The following is a 15,305-nucleotide window of genomic DNA, read 5'->3' on the forward strand; positions in this document are numbered from 1 at the left end:
ACTTGCACAGCCAACAATGTTGTCGGATTACGGCCCGCAGGGCCTAATCCGACCTACGATTCTATTCACTTGAGCACCAGTTTCAGCGCCGGCTTCTCGCCATAGTCTTCATAGCGCTCGTTGATGCCGGCGATGCAAAACGTGATTTCTTCCAGCAAGTCCGGCGCCTGCGCCTTCATTGCCTCCGCGTCTTGCACGACAATTTCCAGCACCTCGTTTGGCTTCAGGCGGAACTGCGTCATGTTTTCGTCGTCGCGCAGATAGCTGAGGCAATCGACCCAGGCATCCATGCTGTTGCCGTAGAACGCGGGGAAACCGAACGCTGGCACGCATTGCGCGTGAAAGCTCGCTTCGTCGGAGATGTCTTTTCCATTCAGGATGGCAGTGGCCATGGTCTTCCTCAGTTCTTCAGCGACAGCACATCCTGCATGTCGAACAGGCCGGTCGGCTTGTCGGCCAGGAAACGCGCGGCGCGCAGGGCGCCGTGGGCGTAGGTGACGCGACTGCTCGACTTGTGGCTGATCTCGATGCGCTCGCCGATGCCGGCAAACAGCACCGTATGGTCGCCCACGATATCGCCGCCGCGGATGGTGGCAAAACCGATGGTCGACGGGTCGCGTTCGCCCGTCACGCCTTCGCGGCCGTACACGGCGCATTCCTTCAAGTCGCGCCCCAGGGCGCCGGCCACTACCTCACCCATTTGCAGGGCCGTGCCCGAAGGCGCATCGACCTTGAAGCGGTGATGTGCTTCGATGATTTCAATGTCGTAGCCTTCGGACAGGCTTTTCGCCGCCAGTTCCAGCAACTTCATGGTGACATTCACGCCCACGCTCATGTTTGGCGCGAACATGATGGCCGTCTTTTCGGCAGCGGCGGCAATCGCCGCCTTGCCCGCATCATCAAAACCGGTAGTGCCGATGATCATCTTAATGCCGTGCTCGGCGCAATACGCCAGATGCTGCAAAGTGCCTTCGGGACGCGTAAAGTCGATCAGGTAATCGGCGCCGGCCAGGCCGGCGTCCAGGCTTGACTCGATCAGCACGCCGGCAGGCTTGCCCAGGAAGGCGGCGGCGTCCTGACCCACGGATGGCGAGCCAACGCGGTCGAGCGCGCCAGCGAGCACAGCGTCGGGGGCATTGCTGACGGCCTCGATCAGGATATGGCCCATGCGGCCACTGGCGCCAGCGATGGCGATTTTCAGTTCAGTCATTTTATTCTCTTACAGCAACTTATTTGGTGGGTTCGGCAGCAGGTGCAGGCTCGGCGGCAGGCGCCGTTGCAGGTGCAACGTCAGGTTTGCTCACCGGAATGGCAGGAGCGGCATCGGCCGGCACCGGCACGGCGCTCGGCGCCACGGGCGATGGGACGGCGGCGGCAGGCACGTCGGCCTTGGCGACCTTGGCGAACGGCGACGGACCGGCGATACGGTTGATGTATTCTTTCTCGGTCGGCAGATTGCCGCCTTCGAAACGTGCAACCTTGCCTTCTTTATCAAAAAACACGACCACGCGGCTGCTGGTGGTTTCGCCACTGCCCCGTGCCAGTCGGAATGGATAATCCCAACGGTCAGCATGGAAAATATCGGTCAGCAGGGAGGTGCCGAGAACGAAACGCACTTGTTCGCGCGTCATGCCCACTTTCAACTGGGCCAGCATCTCTTCGGAGACAAAGTTGCCTTGTTGAATGTCAGGACGATACGGCGAGAAAAACCACATGAATTTCTGCAGCGGCGTAATGGTGGTCGTTTGTGCGCCCTGTTCGGGGACCACTTCCTTGCCTTCTTTTTGGCTGGCTGCCGGCTTTTCGCCAAGGATGCCGCGGCTGGCGCAGCCGGACATGGCGAGCGCGACACAGACCATGCCTGCCATGACTGGTGCTCGAAATGAAATACGGTGCCAGAGAGATGGCAATACAGCCGGTGTTACGCGCATAAATGACCTCAATTGGATGAACAAAACGCCAGGAGTGACCGGCCTGCCAAAAAATGCATATTTTGGCACTCCCCGACAAAACGCTATATGATAAAGCACCTGACCCACATACGAGCAACAAACATGAGTAACAATCCTAGTGATCTCAAGGCAAGCGGCCTGAAAGCCACCCTGCCACGCCTGAAGATACTCGATATCTTCCAGAGTAGCCCGGTACGCCACCTGACAGCAGAAGACGTCTATAAAATTCTGCTGGCCGACAATATGGATGTCGGCTTGGCAACTGTCTACCGTGTCCTGACGCAGTTTGAACAGGCAGGCTTGCTCAACCGCAACCATTTTGAAACAGGCAAGGCAATTTTCGAACTCAACGAAGGTTCCCACCACGACCACCTGGTGTGCCTCGACTGTGGCCGGGTCGAAGAATTCTTCGACGAAGACATCGAAATCCGCCAGCAAAAAGTGGCTGAAGAGCGCGGCTTCAAGATCGCCGAACACGCCTTGGCCATCTACGGCAACTGCATCAAGACGGCTTGCCCGCATAAAACAGCCTGACGCTTGCCGGCCGCTCCCACGGGGCGGCTGGCGCAGCATTGAGCTGCATCAATGATGACTGAGCGCGCTCGACAGTAATTTAGCCGTAATATCGACGATAGGAATGACGCGCTCATACGCCATGCGCGTCGGTCCTATCACCCCCAAGGTTCCCACGATCTTGCCGTTGACTTCATACGGCGCCGTCACCACGCTCATCTCATCCATCGGCACCAGGTTCGATTCGCCGCCGATGAAAATCTGCACGCCCGTCGCCTTGCTCGACACGTCGAGCAACTGCATCAAGCCCGTTTTTTGCTCGAACATGTCGAACATCTGGCGCAGCGAATGCATATTCGATGACAGATCGCTCACGCTGAGCAAGTTGCGCTCGCCGGAAATCACCATGTCGTCGCTATGGTCGGCCATCGCTTCGCTGCCCGCTTCCACGGCCGCCTGCATCAGGCTGCCCATATCGTCGCGCAGCTGGCGCAATTCGCCCTGCAGGCGCACGCGCACGGCGTCGAATGACAGGCCGCCATAATTCTGGTTGATGTAATTGGCCGATTGGATCAATTGCGCCGGCGTGTAGTCGGCCTCCGTCAGCAGCAAGCGGTTCTGCACGTCACCGCCCGGGGCAACGATGACGAGCAGGATGCGCTTTTCGGACAGGCGCAGGAATTCAATTTGCTGGAACACGGATTCCCGGCGCGGACTGAGCACGACGCCGGCAAACTGCGACAGCGACGACAGCATTTGCGCCGCATTGGCGATGGTTTTCTGCGGCTGCGGCGTCTGCAGGCGCATGCGCGACTCCACCAGGTGCTCGTCCAGATGCCGGACAGTCAGCAAGGTGTCGACAAAGATGCGGTAGCCGCGTGGCGTGGGTATACGTCCAGCCGAGGTATGGGGGCTGGACACATAACCGAGCTCTTCCAGATCGGCCATGATGTTGCGGATCGTGGCCGGCGACAAATCCAGGCCGGAAATTTTCGACAAGGCGCGCGAACCGACCGGCAGGCCGTCGGCGATATAGCGCTCGACCAGGGCTTTCAGCAGTGTTTGGGCACGTGTATCGAGTTGCATGGTGTAATTAGTTGGACAAATTTTCTATTAAATAAGTAGCAAGACAAGTAGCAGTATAAATAGCAAAAACAGCGGCCAGACGCGCATCCCCGGCGCCTGACAGCTCCTATTATGCACGTTCGCCCGTCCGGCGGCGATCAATCTTCCAGTTGCCCCTGCAGCCACAGCAGCAACTCGTCAAAGTTGGCGCAGATGGCGTCGGGCTGCACGCCGGCGGCCAGGTGGGCGTCGCTGCCCTTGCGGTTCATCCAGACGGCACGCATGCCCGCCCCTTGCGCTCCCGTCACGTCGAAATACAGGTCATCCCCCACATACACGGCTTCGTGCGGGGCCACCTGCAGCGCGGCGCACGCAGCCAGGAAGATGCTGGCATCGGGCTTTGCCACGCCAAAGTCGCTGGCGGCGATGGATACCTTGAAATGCTGGGCCAGGCCGATAATGTCAAGGTCCGCATTGCCATTCGAGATGGAGCCGACCAGCATGCGCTGGCGCATCCAGGCCAGGCCAGGCAAGACGTCGTCATACGGCTGGACGCGGTTGCGCGCGGCCAGGAAGTGCACGATGGCCTGCTCGACCAGGGCGGCATCCTCGCCAGCGGTCTCGAAAGCGGCCAGCAGGCCGGCGCGCCGCAACTCGATCAGGTTGCCATGGAAATGCGGTTGCTCCTTGAGCATGGCCAGACGGTGCTGGCGCAGCACCTCGATGGAAAACTGCTGCGCCACCCTGGGCGCATGCGTGGCCAGCCAGTCGTGCAGCAGGGTTTCGGCGGCGGCAATCACGGGCGCGATGGGCCACAAGGTATCGTCGAGATCGAACAGGATGGCCTTGGGCGGCACGGCGGGTTTTACTGGGGCAAGGGACATGGGACTCACAGTGGATGCCGCGCCACGATGCGCAGGCTACATCTATTGTCGCACCGATCGGCGCCGCCGACATGGCGGTGCCACCGTAAAATGGGGCCGGGCCGGCGCTTCCCGGCGAAAAATTGTTACAGGGTGATACAAGGCAAGATCATTCGGCTTGCCAGATAGACTAAAATAGGCGCCATTCCAATGCGGCGCCAGCGTCCGCGTTGCGCTACCCAACCTAATTCGTTTTGGAGAATGTATGAAAAATTTGTACCTGCGCTCGATGCTGGCGGCGGCTTGCGCCGTCACACTGGCAGCCTGCGGCGGCAGCGGCGGCAACCTGTATCTGCAAGGCGCAGTCACCGGCCTGGCCAAAGATGGACTGATTCTGCTGAATGATGGCGAAAAATTACCTATTTCTGCGAACCAGACCAGCTTTGTTTTCACCAAGCTGATCAAGACCGATGACCGCTACGAAATCAGCATCTTGCAGCAGCCTAAGGGCGCCGTTTGCAGTATGAACAACGGCACCGGCAAGGCAACAAGCTATTCCGTGAGTACGGCCTCTGTCAGCTGCATTACCAACACCTACCCGTTGAGCGGTACGATCACGGGCCTGACCGCTGGTGGCTTGCGCCTGGTGATGGGCCCTAACGGCACCAGCCCACTGGCTGGTACCACCTCCTACAAATTCGATTCGGTACCTGACGGCGCCCCATACAGTATTTCCGTACTGACTCAGCCAACGGGCTTGAAGTGCCGCTTCCAGGGCTCCGCCAGTGCCGACGGCAGCGATACGGTCGGCACGATGGGCTCTGCCGCCACGACCGCGGCCACACTTGACTGCACGCCGCAGTAATCCTTGCGATCCGTCACCTATTTTTGGAGAAATACATGAAGTTATCCTGCCTGCGCCCACTCGCCGCGCTGCTGCTGACCCTGGGACTGGCCGCTTGCGGCGGCAAGGCCTCGTATGATGTCAGCGGCACCGTCAGCAACTTGAACAACAATGGTCTGATCCTGACCAACGGCGGGGAGGACCTCCCGGTTGCCGCTGGCCAGACCTCGTTCACCTTTAAAAAGCGTATCGACTATGGCACCGCCTACAACATCGACTTCAAGCATCAACCAGACCATATGACTTGCGGCATCATTGGTGGTACCGGAACGGCTGGCCATTACATCAGCATCAGCGCCGCTGTTTCTTGTTCGCAAAACACGTATAGCGTGGGCGGCACGATTTCCGGCCTGACGGTAGACAGCTTGGTGCTGATTAACGGCAATGTAACGACTACGGTGGCCAAGGATGCCAAGACCTTTGTCATGGCCGGCCCTGTCGCCGATGGCTCCACCTATAACGTCAGCGTCTCCAGCCAGCCGAAGGGCCTGCTGTGCGTCGTACAGCCTGGCACAGGTGCTGGCACCATGGGCAGCGCCAATATCACCACCGTGCAGATCGCTTGCACTCCGGCCGCTGCAAGCTAAGCAAGTCTTCCTGGCAGCCGGACCGCGACTGCCAGGAAGAGATATCATTAAAACTTATAGTTGATATTCCAAAGATAAATTGGAGTTATATGTGGCGATGCAGCATAATGCATCTGTCTCCTCCAACTCTTCCAAGAATTGGATTTAGCCCGCTTTTACCAGCGGGCTTTTTTTTGCCCAAAATTCCTCAGGCCGCAGGCGTTGGCACACCAGGCTGCAGCATCTGCACGATGCTGGAAAAATCCTGCTGCGCATAACCGGATTGCGCATGCATCTGGTACAGCTGGCGCACCAGGCCGCCCAGTGGCGTAGGGGCGTTTGCCGACAAGGCCGATTGCTGCGCCAGGCCCAGGTCTTTCAGCATCAGCGCCGTGCCGAAGCCGCCAGTGTAATTGCGCGAAGCAGGCGAGCCGTCCATGACGCCGGGCCACGGGTTATACACTTCCAGGGTCCAGTTGCGGCCCGAACTCTTGGCCATGATGTTGGACAACACTTTCGGGTCAAGACCATGCGCCACGCCCAGGTTCAGCGCCTCGGCCGTACCGGCCATCAAGATGCCCAGCAGCATGTTGTTGCAAATCTTCGCCACCTGACCCGCCCCCGCTTCACCCGCATGGAAAATGTTCTTGCCCATCTTTTCCAGCAGGGGCCGCGCCTGCTGCAAGGCCGCTACGCTACCGCCGACGATGAAGGTCAGGGTGCCAGCCGCCGCGCCCGCCGTGCCGCCCGAGACGGGCGCATCGATCATGGCAAAACCCCGCTCGCTGGCTGCCTGCGCCACCTGGCGCGCCACATCGGCGGCGATGGTGCTGCAATCGATGAACAGGGCACCGGGCTTGGCCGAATCGAGTACGCCCCCTGCCGCCAGGTACAGTTCCTGCACGTGCTTGTTGGCTGGCAGCATGGTGATGACGGCGTCGGCCGTCTGCACGGCCGCGCTGGCGGACGCGGCCGCCGTGGCGCCCGCCTCGACCAGGGACGCCACTGCCGCCGGCGCCAGGTCGAATACGGAGACGTGGAAGCCGGCGGCCACCAGGTTGCGGGCCATCGGCGCACCCATGTTGCCCAGGCCGATAAAAGCGATATGTTGCATAAATTTCTCCTGTAGCACCTAAAAAAGCCCATGGCGTTGTTGCCTTGCCTAGTCGTACTGGTCGTACTGCCTTCGGCAAGGCGCCTAGCCCTGAGCATTTTTATGCACTACTAAAATGTTTAAATGGATAGGTCGCGCAAAGGATGGTTTTCCCACGGCGCCGCGAAATACTCGTCCAGATACGTGTCGCTGACCTCGGCCAAACTGGCCGGCTGCCATTGCGGCGCATTGTCCTTGTCTATCAGCAAGGCGCGCACGCCTTCGCTGAAGTCTGCGTGGGCGCAGCATTGCACGGCAACAATAAGCTCCAGCTGGAACACTTGCGCCAGGCTCAGGTGCCGCGTGCGTTCGCGCATGGCCCACACCAGGGAGGCCGAACTGGGCGCGCCCTTGGCCAGTGCATGGGCCGCCTTTTGCAGCCAGGCTGATTCACCGTCATAGGCAGCTATGGCTGCCACCACTTCGGGCAAGGTGGGCGCTTGCGTCAGCGCGGCGATAGCGTCGAAGTTGGCGCGCACTTCGGAGGCGGGCAACATGGACGTTGGCGCCGAGAAGCCGCTCAGCAAACGGCTCAGCTGCTGATGATTGGCCTGAGGGCTGGCTTGCCATTGCCCCAGCGCCAGCGCGTCAAGCACCATGGCGCGCTCTTCCTGGCGCAGGGCATAGTCGCCCAGGCCCGTGAACAGGGCATCGGCTGCGTTCATGGGCGCGCCCGTCAAGCCCAGGAACAGGCCGCTGCGCCCCGGCATGCGGCCCAGGAACCAGCTGCCGCCCACGTCGGGGAACAGGCCAATCGTAATTTCCGGCATGGCGATGCGCGTGCTTTCCGTCACCACGCGGTGGCTGGCGCCGGCCATCAGGCCCAGGCCGCCACCCATGACGATGCCGCCGCCCCACACCAGCAGCGGTTTCACATACGTATGGATGCGGTGGTCGAGCCGATATTCCTCGGCAAAGAAGGCCAGCGCCTGCGGATTCGGCACGACACCCGATTGCTCGGCCACGGCCGAACGCAGGCTGCGCACGTCGCCGCCCGCGCAAAAGGCCTTGTCGGTCGACGATTGCAGCACCACGCAGGCGATGGCCGCGTCACTGGCCCAGCGCACCAGGGCGCCATCGATGGCGCGTATCATGTCCAGCGTCAGCGCGTGCAAGGACTTTGGCGCATCGAGGGTGATGACGCCCAGCTTCATGCCGCCGGGACAGTCGCGCTCCTCGATCTTCACGGTATCAAGCAGTATTTCAGCCATTTTTTCAACCATTCTTCCACTCCGCCGGACGTTTTTCCAGGAACGCTTGCACGCCCTCCTTCTGGTCTTGCGTATCGAACAGGCCCAGGAACAGGGTGCGTTCATCGGGCAAGGAATTGACCAGCGGATGGCTGCGCGCGCCCTGGATCAGGGTTTTGCATGCCGTCACGCTGCTGGGGCTCTGGCGCGCCACCTTGGCGGCCAGGGCCAGCGCCGTGGCGGCAGCCTTGCCGGTTGGTACGACTTCCTCGACCAGGCCGATGGCCAGGGCCTTGGCCGCATCGACTCTTTCACCGCACAAAATCATGCGCTTGGCCCAGCCTTCGCCCACCAGCCACGGCAAATGCTGCGTGCCACCCGCGCACGGCAGCAAGCCGACGGACGCTTCCGGCAAGGCCATCTGCGCGTGTTCCTCGGCAATGCGGATATCGCAGGCCAGCGCGCATTCGAGCCCGCCGCCCATGGCATAGCCATTGATGGCGGCAATGCTGACGCCGCGAAACGCGGACAGCGCCTCGAAAGCCTCGCCAAACGCGGCAGCCATGGCAAAAGCCGTGTCCTTGTTGCCATCGGCAAACACTTTCAGGTCGGCGCCGGCCGAGAAGAACTTGGCGCCGCCGCCCGTGATCACCAGCGCATACACGTCCGGGTCGGCATTCAGGTCGGCCACCAGCTGGGTCAGCGCGTTCAGGCTGGCCAAGGTCCACGTGTGGGCAGGCGGGTTGTCGAGGGTCACCAGAGCCGTATGGCCACGGCGCTCAAACAACAAATTGGTATACACTTTGCTCATCGTAAGGTCTCCGTGGCGCCGTCTTTTAGAATCGCTCGCGCGACGATCAGGCGCATGATTTCATTCGTCCCTTCCAGGATCTGGTGCACCCGCGTGTCGCGCACGTGGCGCTCGAGCGGATACTCGCGGATGTAGCCGTAGCCGCCATGCAATTGCAGCGCGTCGTTGGCGACATTAAAACCCACATCCGTGGCGAAACGTTTTGCCATGGCGCAATACGCAGTAGCATCCGGGCTTTCCTGGTCCAGTTTCCAGGCTGCCAGGCGCACCATCTGGCGCGCCGCCACCAGTTCCGTCAGCATATCGGCCAGCTTGAATTGCAGCGCCTGGAATTGCGCCAGCTCGCGGCCGAACTGCGTGCGCTCCTTCATGTACGCCTGCGCGCGCGTGAGGGCAGCCTGCGCCGTGCCCACCGAGCACACGGCGATATTGATGCGCCCGCCATCGATGCCCTTCATGGCAATGGCAAAGCCTTCGCCCTCGGCACCAAGCAAGTTAGCAACCGGCACCTTGACCTGGTCGAAACTGATGATGCGCGTGGGCTGGCTGTTCCAGCCCATCTTTTCTTCTTTCTTGCCATACACGATGCCGGGCAAATTCGCCGGTACGGCAAAGGCGGAAATGCCCGCCGCGCCCTCGCCGCCCGTGCGCGCCATGACGATCAGCATGTCCGTCTGGCCCGCGCCCGAGATAAACGCTTTCGTGCCGTCGAGGACGTAGAAATCGCCATCCCTGACAGCCTTGGTGCGCAGGGAGGCCGCATCGGAACCCGACTGCGGTTCCGTCAGGCAATAGCTGGCCAATTTCTGGCCGGCGGCAAGGGCAGGCACCCACTCGTCGCACAGCGCTTCCTGCCCCCAGCGCGACAGCATCCAGGTGGCCATGTTGTGGATGGTGATGTAGGCCGTGGTCGACGTGCAACCACCCGCCAGCTCTTCAAACACGATGGCCGCATCCTGGCGGCTCAAACCCAGGCCGCCCCAGCGCTGCGGCGTGTACAGGCCGCAAAAGCCCATCTCGCCCGCCTTGGCAATCGTTTCCACGGGAAAGATCGATTCCGCATCCCAGTGTGCCGCGTGCGGCGCCAGTTCGCCTTCGGCAAACGCGCGCGCCGCCTGCTGGAACTCGCGCTGCTCGTCGCTCAATTCAAAGTCCATGGCAGCTCCTTACTTGAGGCTGATGGTGGTGTTGACCTTGCCCACCGACGCCGCATCCGTGAACCAGCGCTGGGTAATCGTTTGCGTCTGCGTGTAGAACAGCACGACTTGCTTGCCGAACGGACCCAGATCGCCCAGTTTCGAGCCGCGCGAACCCGTAAAGCTGAACAGCGGGACGGGCACGGGAATGGGCACGTTGATGCCAACCTGGCCCACGTCGATTTCTTCCTGGAAATAGCGTGCGGCCGCGCCGCTCTGCGTGAACAGCGCCGTGCCATTGCCGTTCGGGTTCGCGTTCACCAGGGCGATGGCTTCGTCCAGGGTATCGACTTCGACGACGATCAGGACGGGGCCAAAGATTTCCTGGTCATACACGACCATGCCTGGTTTCACGCCGGACAAAATCGTCGGTCCGACGAAGTTGCCGTTCGGATAGCCATCCACCTTCACATCGCGGCCATCGAGGGTCAGCACGGCGCCCTGTTCGATGCCCTTGGCGACCAGGCTGAACACGCGCTCTTTTGCCGCGCACGAAATCACGGGGCCCAGGTCGGGATTGTCCTTGCCCGCACCCACCGTCAGGGTCTGCGCCTTGGCGGACAGTTCCGGCAGCCACTCGCGCGCCGCGCCCACCAGCACGGCGACAGAGGCGGCCATGCAGCGCTGGCCGGCCGCGCCGAAACCTGCGCCCAGCAACTGGTTCAGGGTCTGCTCTTTATTTGCGTCCGGCAAGACGACAGCGTGGTTCTTGGCGCCCATCATGCATTGCGCGCGCTTGCCGTTCAGGCTGGCGCGCTGGTACACATGCGTGCCCACCTTGCTCGATCCCACGAACGAAATCGCCTTGATGTCCGGGTGGTCGCACAGGGCATTGACCACGTCTTCGCCGCCGTGGATCACGTTCAGCACGCCGGCCGGGATACCTGCCTGCAAGGCCAGGCGCACGAGTTTTTCCGTCACCAGCGGATCTTGCTCCGATGGTTTCAGCACGAATGTATTGCCGCAGGCAATCGCCATCGGAAACATCCACAGGGGGATCATGGCGGGGAAATTGAATGGGGTGATACCGGCGCACACGCCCAGCGGCTGCATCACGCTGTAGGTATCGACGCCACCGGCCACGTTTTGCGCATATTCGCCCATCTGCAGGGTGCCGATATTGGCAGCGTGCTCGACCACTTCCAGGCCACGGAAGACATCGCCTTCCGCGTCGAGCAGGGTCTTGCCCTGTTCCATGGTCAAGGTCGCCGCCAGGTCGGCCATGTTTTCGCGGATCAGCTGCTGCAATTTCAGGAAAATGCGGGCGCGCGCGCCGATCGGCGTCTTGCGCCAGGTTTTGAAGGCGCGCTGGGCCGAGGCGATGGCGGCGTTGACTTCGTCCGGCGTGGCGAACGGTACACGGGCCAATACTTCCTGGGTGGCGGGGTTGACGACATCGCGCCAGATGGTGGTTTGGGATTCAACCCACTCGCCGTTGATCAAGAGGGGAACGGTCGGAATTGCGTTTTGCGTGGTCACTCGGTGTCTCCTGGTGTGGGTATAAGTCTGTTTGCATTATTCGCACAATCGCCGCCGCGAACAAGGCGTGAAAATGCGAGATAATGCAAAGCTGAATCTGTTAATCTGCAAATATTGTAAATTTGCAGATTCCACAATCCGGGAAAGAGGAAACGCGATGGCGAAGGTTTTCATGGGCGTGCGCCTGCAGCGGCTGCGCGAAGAACGGCGCATGACGCAGGTGGCGCTGGCCAAAGCCCTGGGCATCTCGCCCAGCTATCTGAACCAGATGGAACGCAACCAGCGCCCGCTGACGGTGCCGATTCTGTTGCGCATCGGCACGGTACTGGGGGTCGATCCGCAAATCTTTTCCGAACACGACAGCGCCAGCCTGGTGGCAGATGTACGCGACGTGTTCGGCGAATTGCCCGACGCACCGCCCACCTCGATGGCCGAGCTCAAAATGCTGGTGGAAAACATGCCGGAACTGGCCCGTTCCATCCTGCTACTGCAGCGGCGCTACCGGGTGATGGCGGAGCGGGCCGACACGCTGGCCGCGCGCCTTGATGACGGCAGCCGCGGCGCCAGCTCGGCGGCGCCCTCCACGGACGAGGAAGTGCGCGAATACCTGAACCGGCGGCAAAACTATATCGATGAGCTGGACCGGGCGGCGGAGCTGGTGGCGGGCGAACTTGATCCGCAGCTGCGCACGCTCGACGCGCTGCAGAGCCGGCTACTGGAGCGTCACGGTATCCAGGTGCAACTGTCCGATGGCGATGCGGGCATGGTGCGCAAGCACCGCTTTGATGCACAACAACATATCCTGTGGTTGCCCGACACTTTGACGGGCGGCCAGCGCGCCTTCCAGATGGCGGCGCAGATCAGCCTGCTCGAGCACAGTGACCTGATCGACGCCCTGGTGCTGGCGGCGGGACTTTCCGGCGCGGCTGCGCAAACGAGCGCGCGCCTGGCGTTCTCCAATTATTTCGCGGGCGCCCTGCTGATGCCGTATCAACGCTTCCTGCAGGCGGCGGAAACGCGCGCCTACGATATCGAGCGCCTGGCGCACCAGTTCGGCGTGGGTTTCGAAGCCGTGTGCCACCGTTTGAGCACCATGCAGCGCCCCGATGCGGCGGGATTGCCGTTTTTCTTTGTACGTGTCGACCGCGCGGGCAATGTCTCGAAGCGCCAGTCGGCCACGGACTTCCATTTTTCAAGGGTGGGCGGTACTTGCCCGCTATGGATCGTGTATGACGCCTTCAGCCATCCGGGCCAGGTGCTGACGCAAGTGGCCAGCATGCCCGACGGCTGCACCTATCTGTGGATCGCGCGCCAGGTGAGTACGGCGTCACCAGGCTTCCGCGCGCCCGGCAAGACCTTTGCCGTGGCGCTGGGTTGCGACATCTCGCAGGCGCACCGCTTGATTTACTCAAAGGGACTCGATTTGCACGACCCGAGCAGCGCCACGCCCATCGGCACGGGCTGCAAGGTGTGCGAGCGGCAGGCGTGCCCGCAGCGGGCGTTTCCGTCCCTGCTGCTGCCGCCACCCGTTTCGGCCTAGGAGGCGTCGACCACGCGTGCCCGCAGCGCGTCGAACTCGCGCGTAAATTCCGCGCGCCAGTCGCTCCGCGTGGTCTCGGCTATCCAGGCCGCATCCAGGCCATTCAGCATGAAGCCGCGCATGTCGTCCAGGCCGAAGCCGAACTCGCGCATCATCATCCAGGCGCCCGTCGGCGTCACGTGGTGCAGGGTCGGGTCGTCCGTGTTCGGATGCAGTTTCAGGCCCAGCTTGGCCATGGCGCGGATCGGGTGATCGAGCGCCCAGCGCTCGGGCGCCAGGGTGCGCAGGTAATACGAATTGGTGGGCACCACGGTAAACACCAGGCCCCGTTCCACGCAGCGCTGCGCCAGTTGAGGATTATCGACAATCGTGTAGCCGTGGTCGACCCGATCCACCTGCAATTGCTCGATGGCCGTCTCCACGTTCATCCACGGCATGCCGAATTCGCCCGCATGCGCCGTGCATTTGAAGCCCGCCTCGCGCGCGGCGCGGTAGGCTTCGATGAACAGTTCCGGCGGTCGGTCGTTTTCGCGGTAGTCGATGCCGATGCCGATCACTTCCGGTGCGCGGTGGGCCTTCATCCATTCCACCATCTGCACGGCTTCGGCGGGAGCGGCTTCGCGGTCGATGCTGGGGATCAAACGGCCGATCACGCCAAAATCACGCTGCGCGTCGCGGATGGCGGCCACGATGGCGTCTTGCGCCGCGTCATAGCGAATGCCCGAGACGCGCACGGTGCCGGTCGGATTCCAGAAAAACTCCGCATAGCGCACCCCGTGGCCATGCACATCTTCCAGGTATTCGTAGGCGAGGCAGTACAGGTCGGTCGGCGAGACGATCAGGTGCGCGTCGAGCGCGCGCAGCACGCGCAGCACGCCGACGGGCTTGTCGCCGCGCGTATAGAACGCGTCGATTTCCTCGGGGGTGACGACATTGCCCGTTTTGGCGGCCAGCGCGCGGAAAGTAGCCTGGCGCACCGTGCCGAACAGGTGGCAATGCAGCTCCACCTTCGGCATGGCGCGTAAAAACTGTTCGATGCTCAGGGCTGGCAGGGTGTCGGCAGAGTTACTCATGAAGCTCGCTTCGTTAGTGGGAAAAAGGTCAGACGAGAATGGCGGCCAGGCGGCGCATCAGGCGCTCGATGGCGGCCGGGCCATCGGCCAGCATCGCCACCTGCGTGTTGACGGGCGCACGGCGCGGCACGCGGAATTCGCACACCGTCATGCCGCGCGTCAGTTCGCCCGTCAATTCGATAGCCACGTGGGCCGGCTGGAACTGGAACAGCTGCGGCGCTTCCAGGTACAGAGCCACCACCGGGTCGTACATGGGCATGGGTACGGAACCGTCCGCGCTGCGGATGCGCACATACGCTTCCAGGTAACCCGCAAGACGCAGCGCGCGCGGCGTGCCGATGGCGCGCAGCTGCTGCACTTCTGCGTTCGTCACCAGCAGCTGGCGGCACAGGTTCAAGCCGAACATGCGCAGCGGGATGCCGGCCTGGAAGACCTGGGCGGCCGCTTCCGGGTCGGCGTAGATGTTGAATTCCGCCGCCGCCGTGTGGTTACCCTGGTCGGTCGAGCCGCCCATCAGGATGATTTCGACGATCTTGCCGGCGATATCGGGCGCGCGGGCCAGCGCCGTGGCCAGATTCGTCATCGGCGCTATAGCAATGACCGTAATCTGGCCAGGGTGGGCCCGCACGGCGGCGATCAGTGCATCGACGGCGTGGCCGGCCGCGTCACTGGCGGCGCCAGGCGGCAGGATCTCGCCTGTCGTCGGCATGCCGCTGTCGCCGAGGATGCGCTGCGCCGTCTCGATGACGCCGGCCAGCGGTTCTTCGCAGCCCCGATAAATAGGCACCGTCAAGCCATCGTGGGCCTTGATGCGCAAGGCATTGTCGTAGGTGATGTCGACAGGCGCGTTGCCCGCCACCACGCTCACGCCCAGCCACTCGATATCGGGATTGCTGCCCAACAGCAACATCGTCAGCCAGTCGTCAAATCCGGGATCGGTATCGAGCCAGATCTTTTTCAAGGGTTGGGTCATGATGCTTTCCAGTCGATTGATAAGGGA

Annotated in this window: 16 protein-coding genes; 4 read left to right on the forward strand and 12 right to left on the reverse strand. The window is 62.0% G+C overall.

The annotated features are described in order from the left end of the window. Positions 1-65: 65 nt before the first annotated feature. The 3 genes from ACQ4WZ_RS17865 to ACQ4WZ_RS17875 are packed head-to-tail and all read right to left on the reverse strand — an operon-like array spanning position 66 to position 1,931. On the reverse strand, positions 66-392 hold the full coding sequence (locus ACQ4WZ_RS17865) for a barstar family protein (protein ID WP_133989168.1): 327 nt from the start codon (positions 390-392) through the stop codon (positions 66-68). 8 nt (positions 393-400) lie between these two features. Beyond that, positions 401-1,210: a 4-hydroxy-tetrahydrodipicolinate reductase gene (gene dapB, locus ACQ4WZ_RS17870; RefSeq protein WP_101483010.1), complete on the reverse strand. Its 810-nt coding sequence runs from the start codon at positions 1,208-1,210 to the stop codon at positions 401-403. Between the two features lie 19 nt (positions 1,211-1,229). Then, positions 1,230-1,931 carry an outer membrane protein assembly factor BamE gene (locus ACQ4WZ_RS17875; RefSeq protein WP_306821370.1) on the reverse strand — a complete coding sequence of 234 codons (702 nt, stop codon included), beginning with the start codon at positions 1,929-1,931 and terminating at the stop codon, positions 1,230-1,232. Between the two features lie 123 nt (positions 1,932-2,054). Here ACQ4WZ_RS17875 and fur point away from each other — a divergent pair, with 123 nt between their 5' ends. Continuing rightward, entirely contained in the window at positions 2,055-2,486 is a 432-nt protein-coding gene (gene fur / locus ACQ4WZ_RS17880; RefSeq protein WP_071075246.1) for a ferric iron uptake transcriptional regulator, read from the forward strand. 48 nt (positions 2,487-2,534) lie between these two features. Here fur and hrcA read toward each other — a convergent pair whose 3' ends face one another. After that, the gene (gene hrcA, locus ACQ4WZ_RS17885; RefSeq protein WP_101483011.1) at positions 2,535-3,551 is read right to left on the reverse strand and encodes a heat-inducible transcriptional repressor HrcA; all 1,017 of its coding nucleotides are present in this window, start codon (positions 3,549-3,551) and stop codon (positions 2,535-2,537) included. 137 nt (positions 3,552-3,688) lie between these two features. Further along, the gene (locus tag ACQ4WZ_RS17890) at positions 3,689-4,414 is read right to left on the reverse strand and encodes an HAD family hydrolase (protein ID WP_436574126.1); all 726 of its coding nucleotides are present in this window, start codon (positions 4,412-4,414) and stop codon (positions 3,689-3,691) included. A 244-nt stretch (positions 4,415-4,658) separates the two neighbouring features. Between ACQ4WZ_RS17890 and ACQ4WZ_RS17895 the strand changes: the two genes are divergently transcribed. Together ACQ4WZ_RS17895 and ACQ4WZ_RS17900 are read left to right on the forward strand one after the other, a co-directional pair. Next, entirely contained in the window at positions 4,659-5,258 is a 600-nt protein-coding gene (locus tag ACQ4WZ_RS17895) for a hypothetical protein (RefSeq protein WP_436574127.1), read from the forward strand. A 35-nt stretch (positions 5,259-5,293) separates the two neighbouring features. Beyond that, entirely contained in the window at positions 5,294-5,884 is a 591-nt protein-coding gene (locus tag ACQ4WZ_RS17900) for a hypothetical protein (RefSeq protein ID WP_101483014.1), read from the forward strand. 187 nt (positions 5,885-6,071) lie between these two features. Here ACQ4WZ_RS17900 and mmsB read toward each other — a convergent pair whose 3' ends face one another. From mmsB to ACQ4WZ_RS17925, 5 genes are all read right to left on the reverse strand, one after another. Beyond that, positions 6,072-6,977, reverse strand: coding sequence for a 3-hydroxyisobutyrate dehydrogenase (gene mmsB / locus ACQ4WZ_RS17905; protein ID WP_436574128.1), 906 nt, complete (start codon positions 6,975-6,977; stop codon positions 6,072-6,074). 119 nt (positions 6,978-7,096) lie between these two features. Beyond that, complete coding sequence (locus ACQ4WZ_RS17910; RefSeq protein ID WP_436574129.1) at positions 7,097-8,227, reverse strand: enoyl-CoA hydratase/isomerase family protein; 1,131 nt, start codon at positions 8,225-8,227, stop codon at positions 7,097-7,099. Positions 8,228-8,231: 4 nt separating this feature from the next. Beyond that, positions 8,232-9,017 (reverse strand): enoyl-CoA hydratase, encoded by a 786-nt coding sequence (locus ACQ4WZ_RS17915; RefSeq protein WP_101483016.1) that lies wholly within the window; start codon positions 9,015-9,017, stop codon positions 8,232-8,234. Further along, the gene (locus ACQ4WZ_RS17920; protein WP_133989165.1) at positions 9,014-10,174 is read right to left on the reverse strand and encodes an acyl-CoA dehydrogenase family protein; all 1,161 of its coding nucleotides are present in this window, start codon (positions 10,172-10,174) and stop codon (positions 9,014-9,016) included. The genes ACQ4WZ_RS17915 and ACQ4WZ_RS17920 overlap by 4 nt, the downstream gene beginning before the upstream one ends. Before the next feature lie 9 nt (positions 10,175-10,183). Next, a complete protein-coding gene (locus ACQ4WZ_RS17925; protein ID WP_436574130.1) occupies positions 10,184-11,692 on the reverse strand; it encodes a CoA-acylating methylmalonate-semialdehyde dehydrogenase in 1,509 nt (502 codons plus the stop codon). 157 nt (positions 11,693-11,849) lie between these two features. On the opposite strand from ACQ4WZ_RS17925, the gene ACQ4WZ_RS17930 reads away from it, so the two are divergent. Then, complete coding sequence (locus ACQ4WZ_RS17930; protein WP_101483019.1) at positions 11,850-13,232, forward strand: short-chain fatty acyl-CoA regulator family protein; 1,383 nt, start codon at positions 11,850-11,852, stop codon at positions 13,230-13,232. Here ACQ4WZ_RS17930 and ACQ4WZ_RS17935 read toward each other — a convergent pair. Together ACQ4WZ_RS17935 and ACQ4WZ_RS17940 are read right to left on the reverse strand one after the other, a co-directional pair. Then, the gene (locus tag ACQ4WZ_RS17935; protein ID WP_436574131.1) at positions 13,229-14,305 is read right to left on the reverse strand and encodes an adenosine deaminase family protein; all 1,077 of its coding nucleotides are present in this window, start codon (positions 14,303-14,305) and stop codon (positions 13,229-13,231) included. The two genes, ACQ4WZ_RS17930 and ACQ4WZ_RS17935, sit on opposite strands and share 4 nt — an antisense overlap. A 28-nt stretch (positions 14,306-14,333) precedes the next feature. Next, entirely contained in the window at positions 14,334-15,278 is a 945-nt protein-coding gene (locus tag ACQ4WZ_RS17940; protein WP_436574132.1) for a nucleoside hydrolase, read from the reverse strand. Positions 15,279-15,305: the final 27 nt, after the last annotated feature.

This window comes from Janthinobacterium darwini (genome assembly GCF_051380905.1).
In the GTDB taxonomy this organism is placed as follows: Bacteria; Pseudomonadota; Gammaproteobacteria; order Burkholderiales; family Burkholderiaceae_D; genus Janthinobacterium.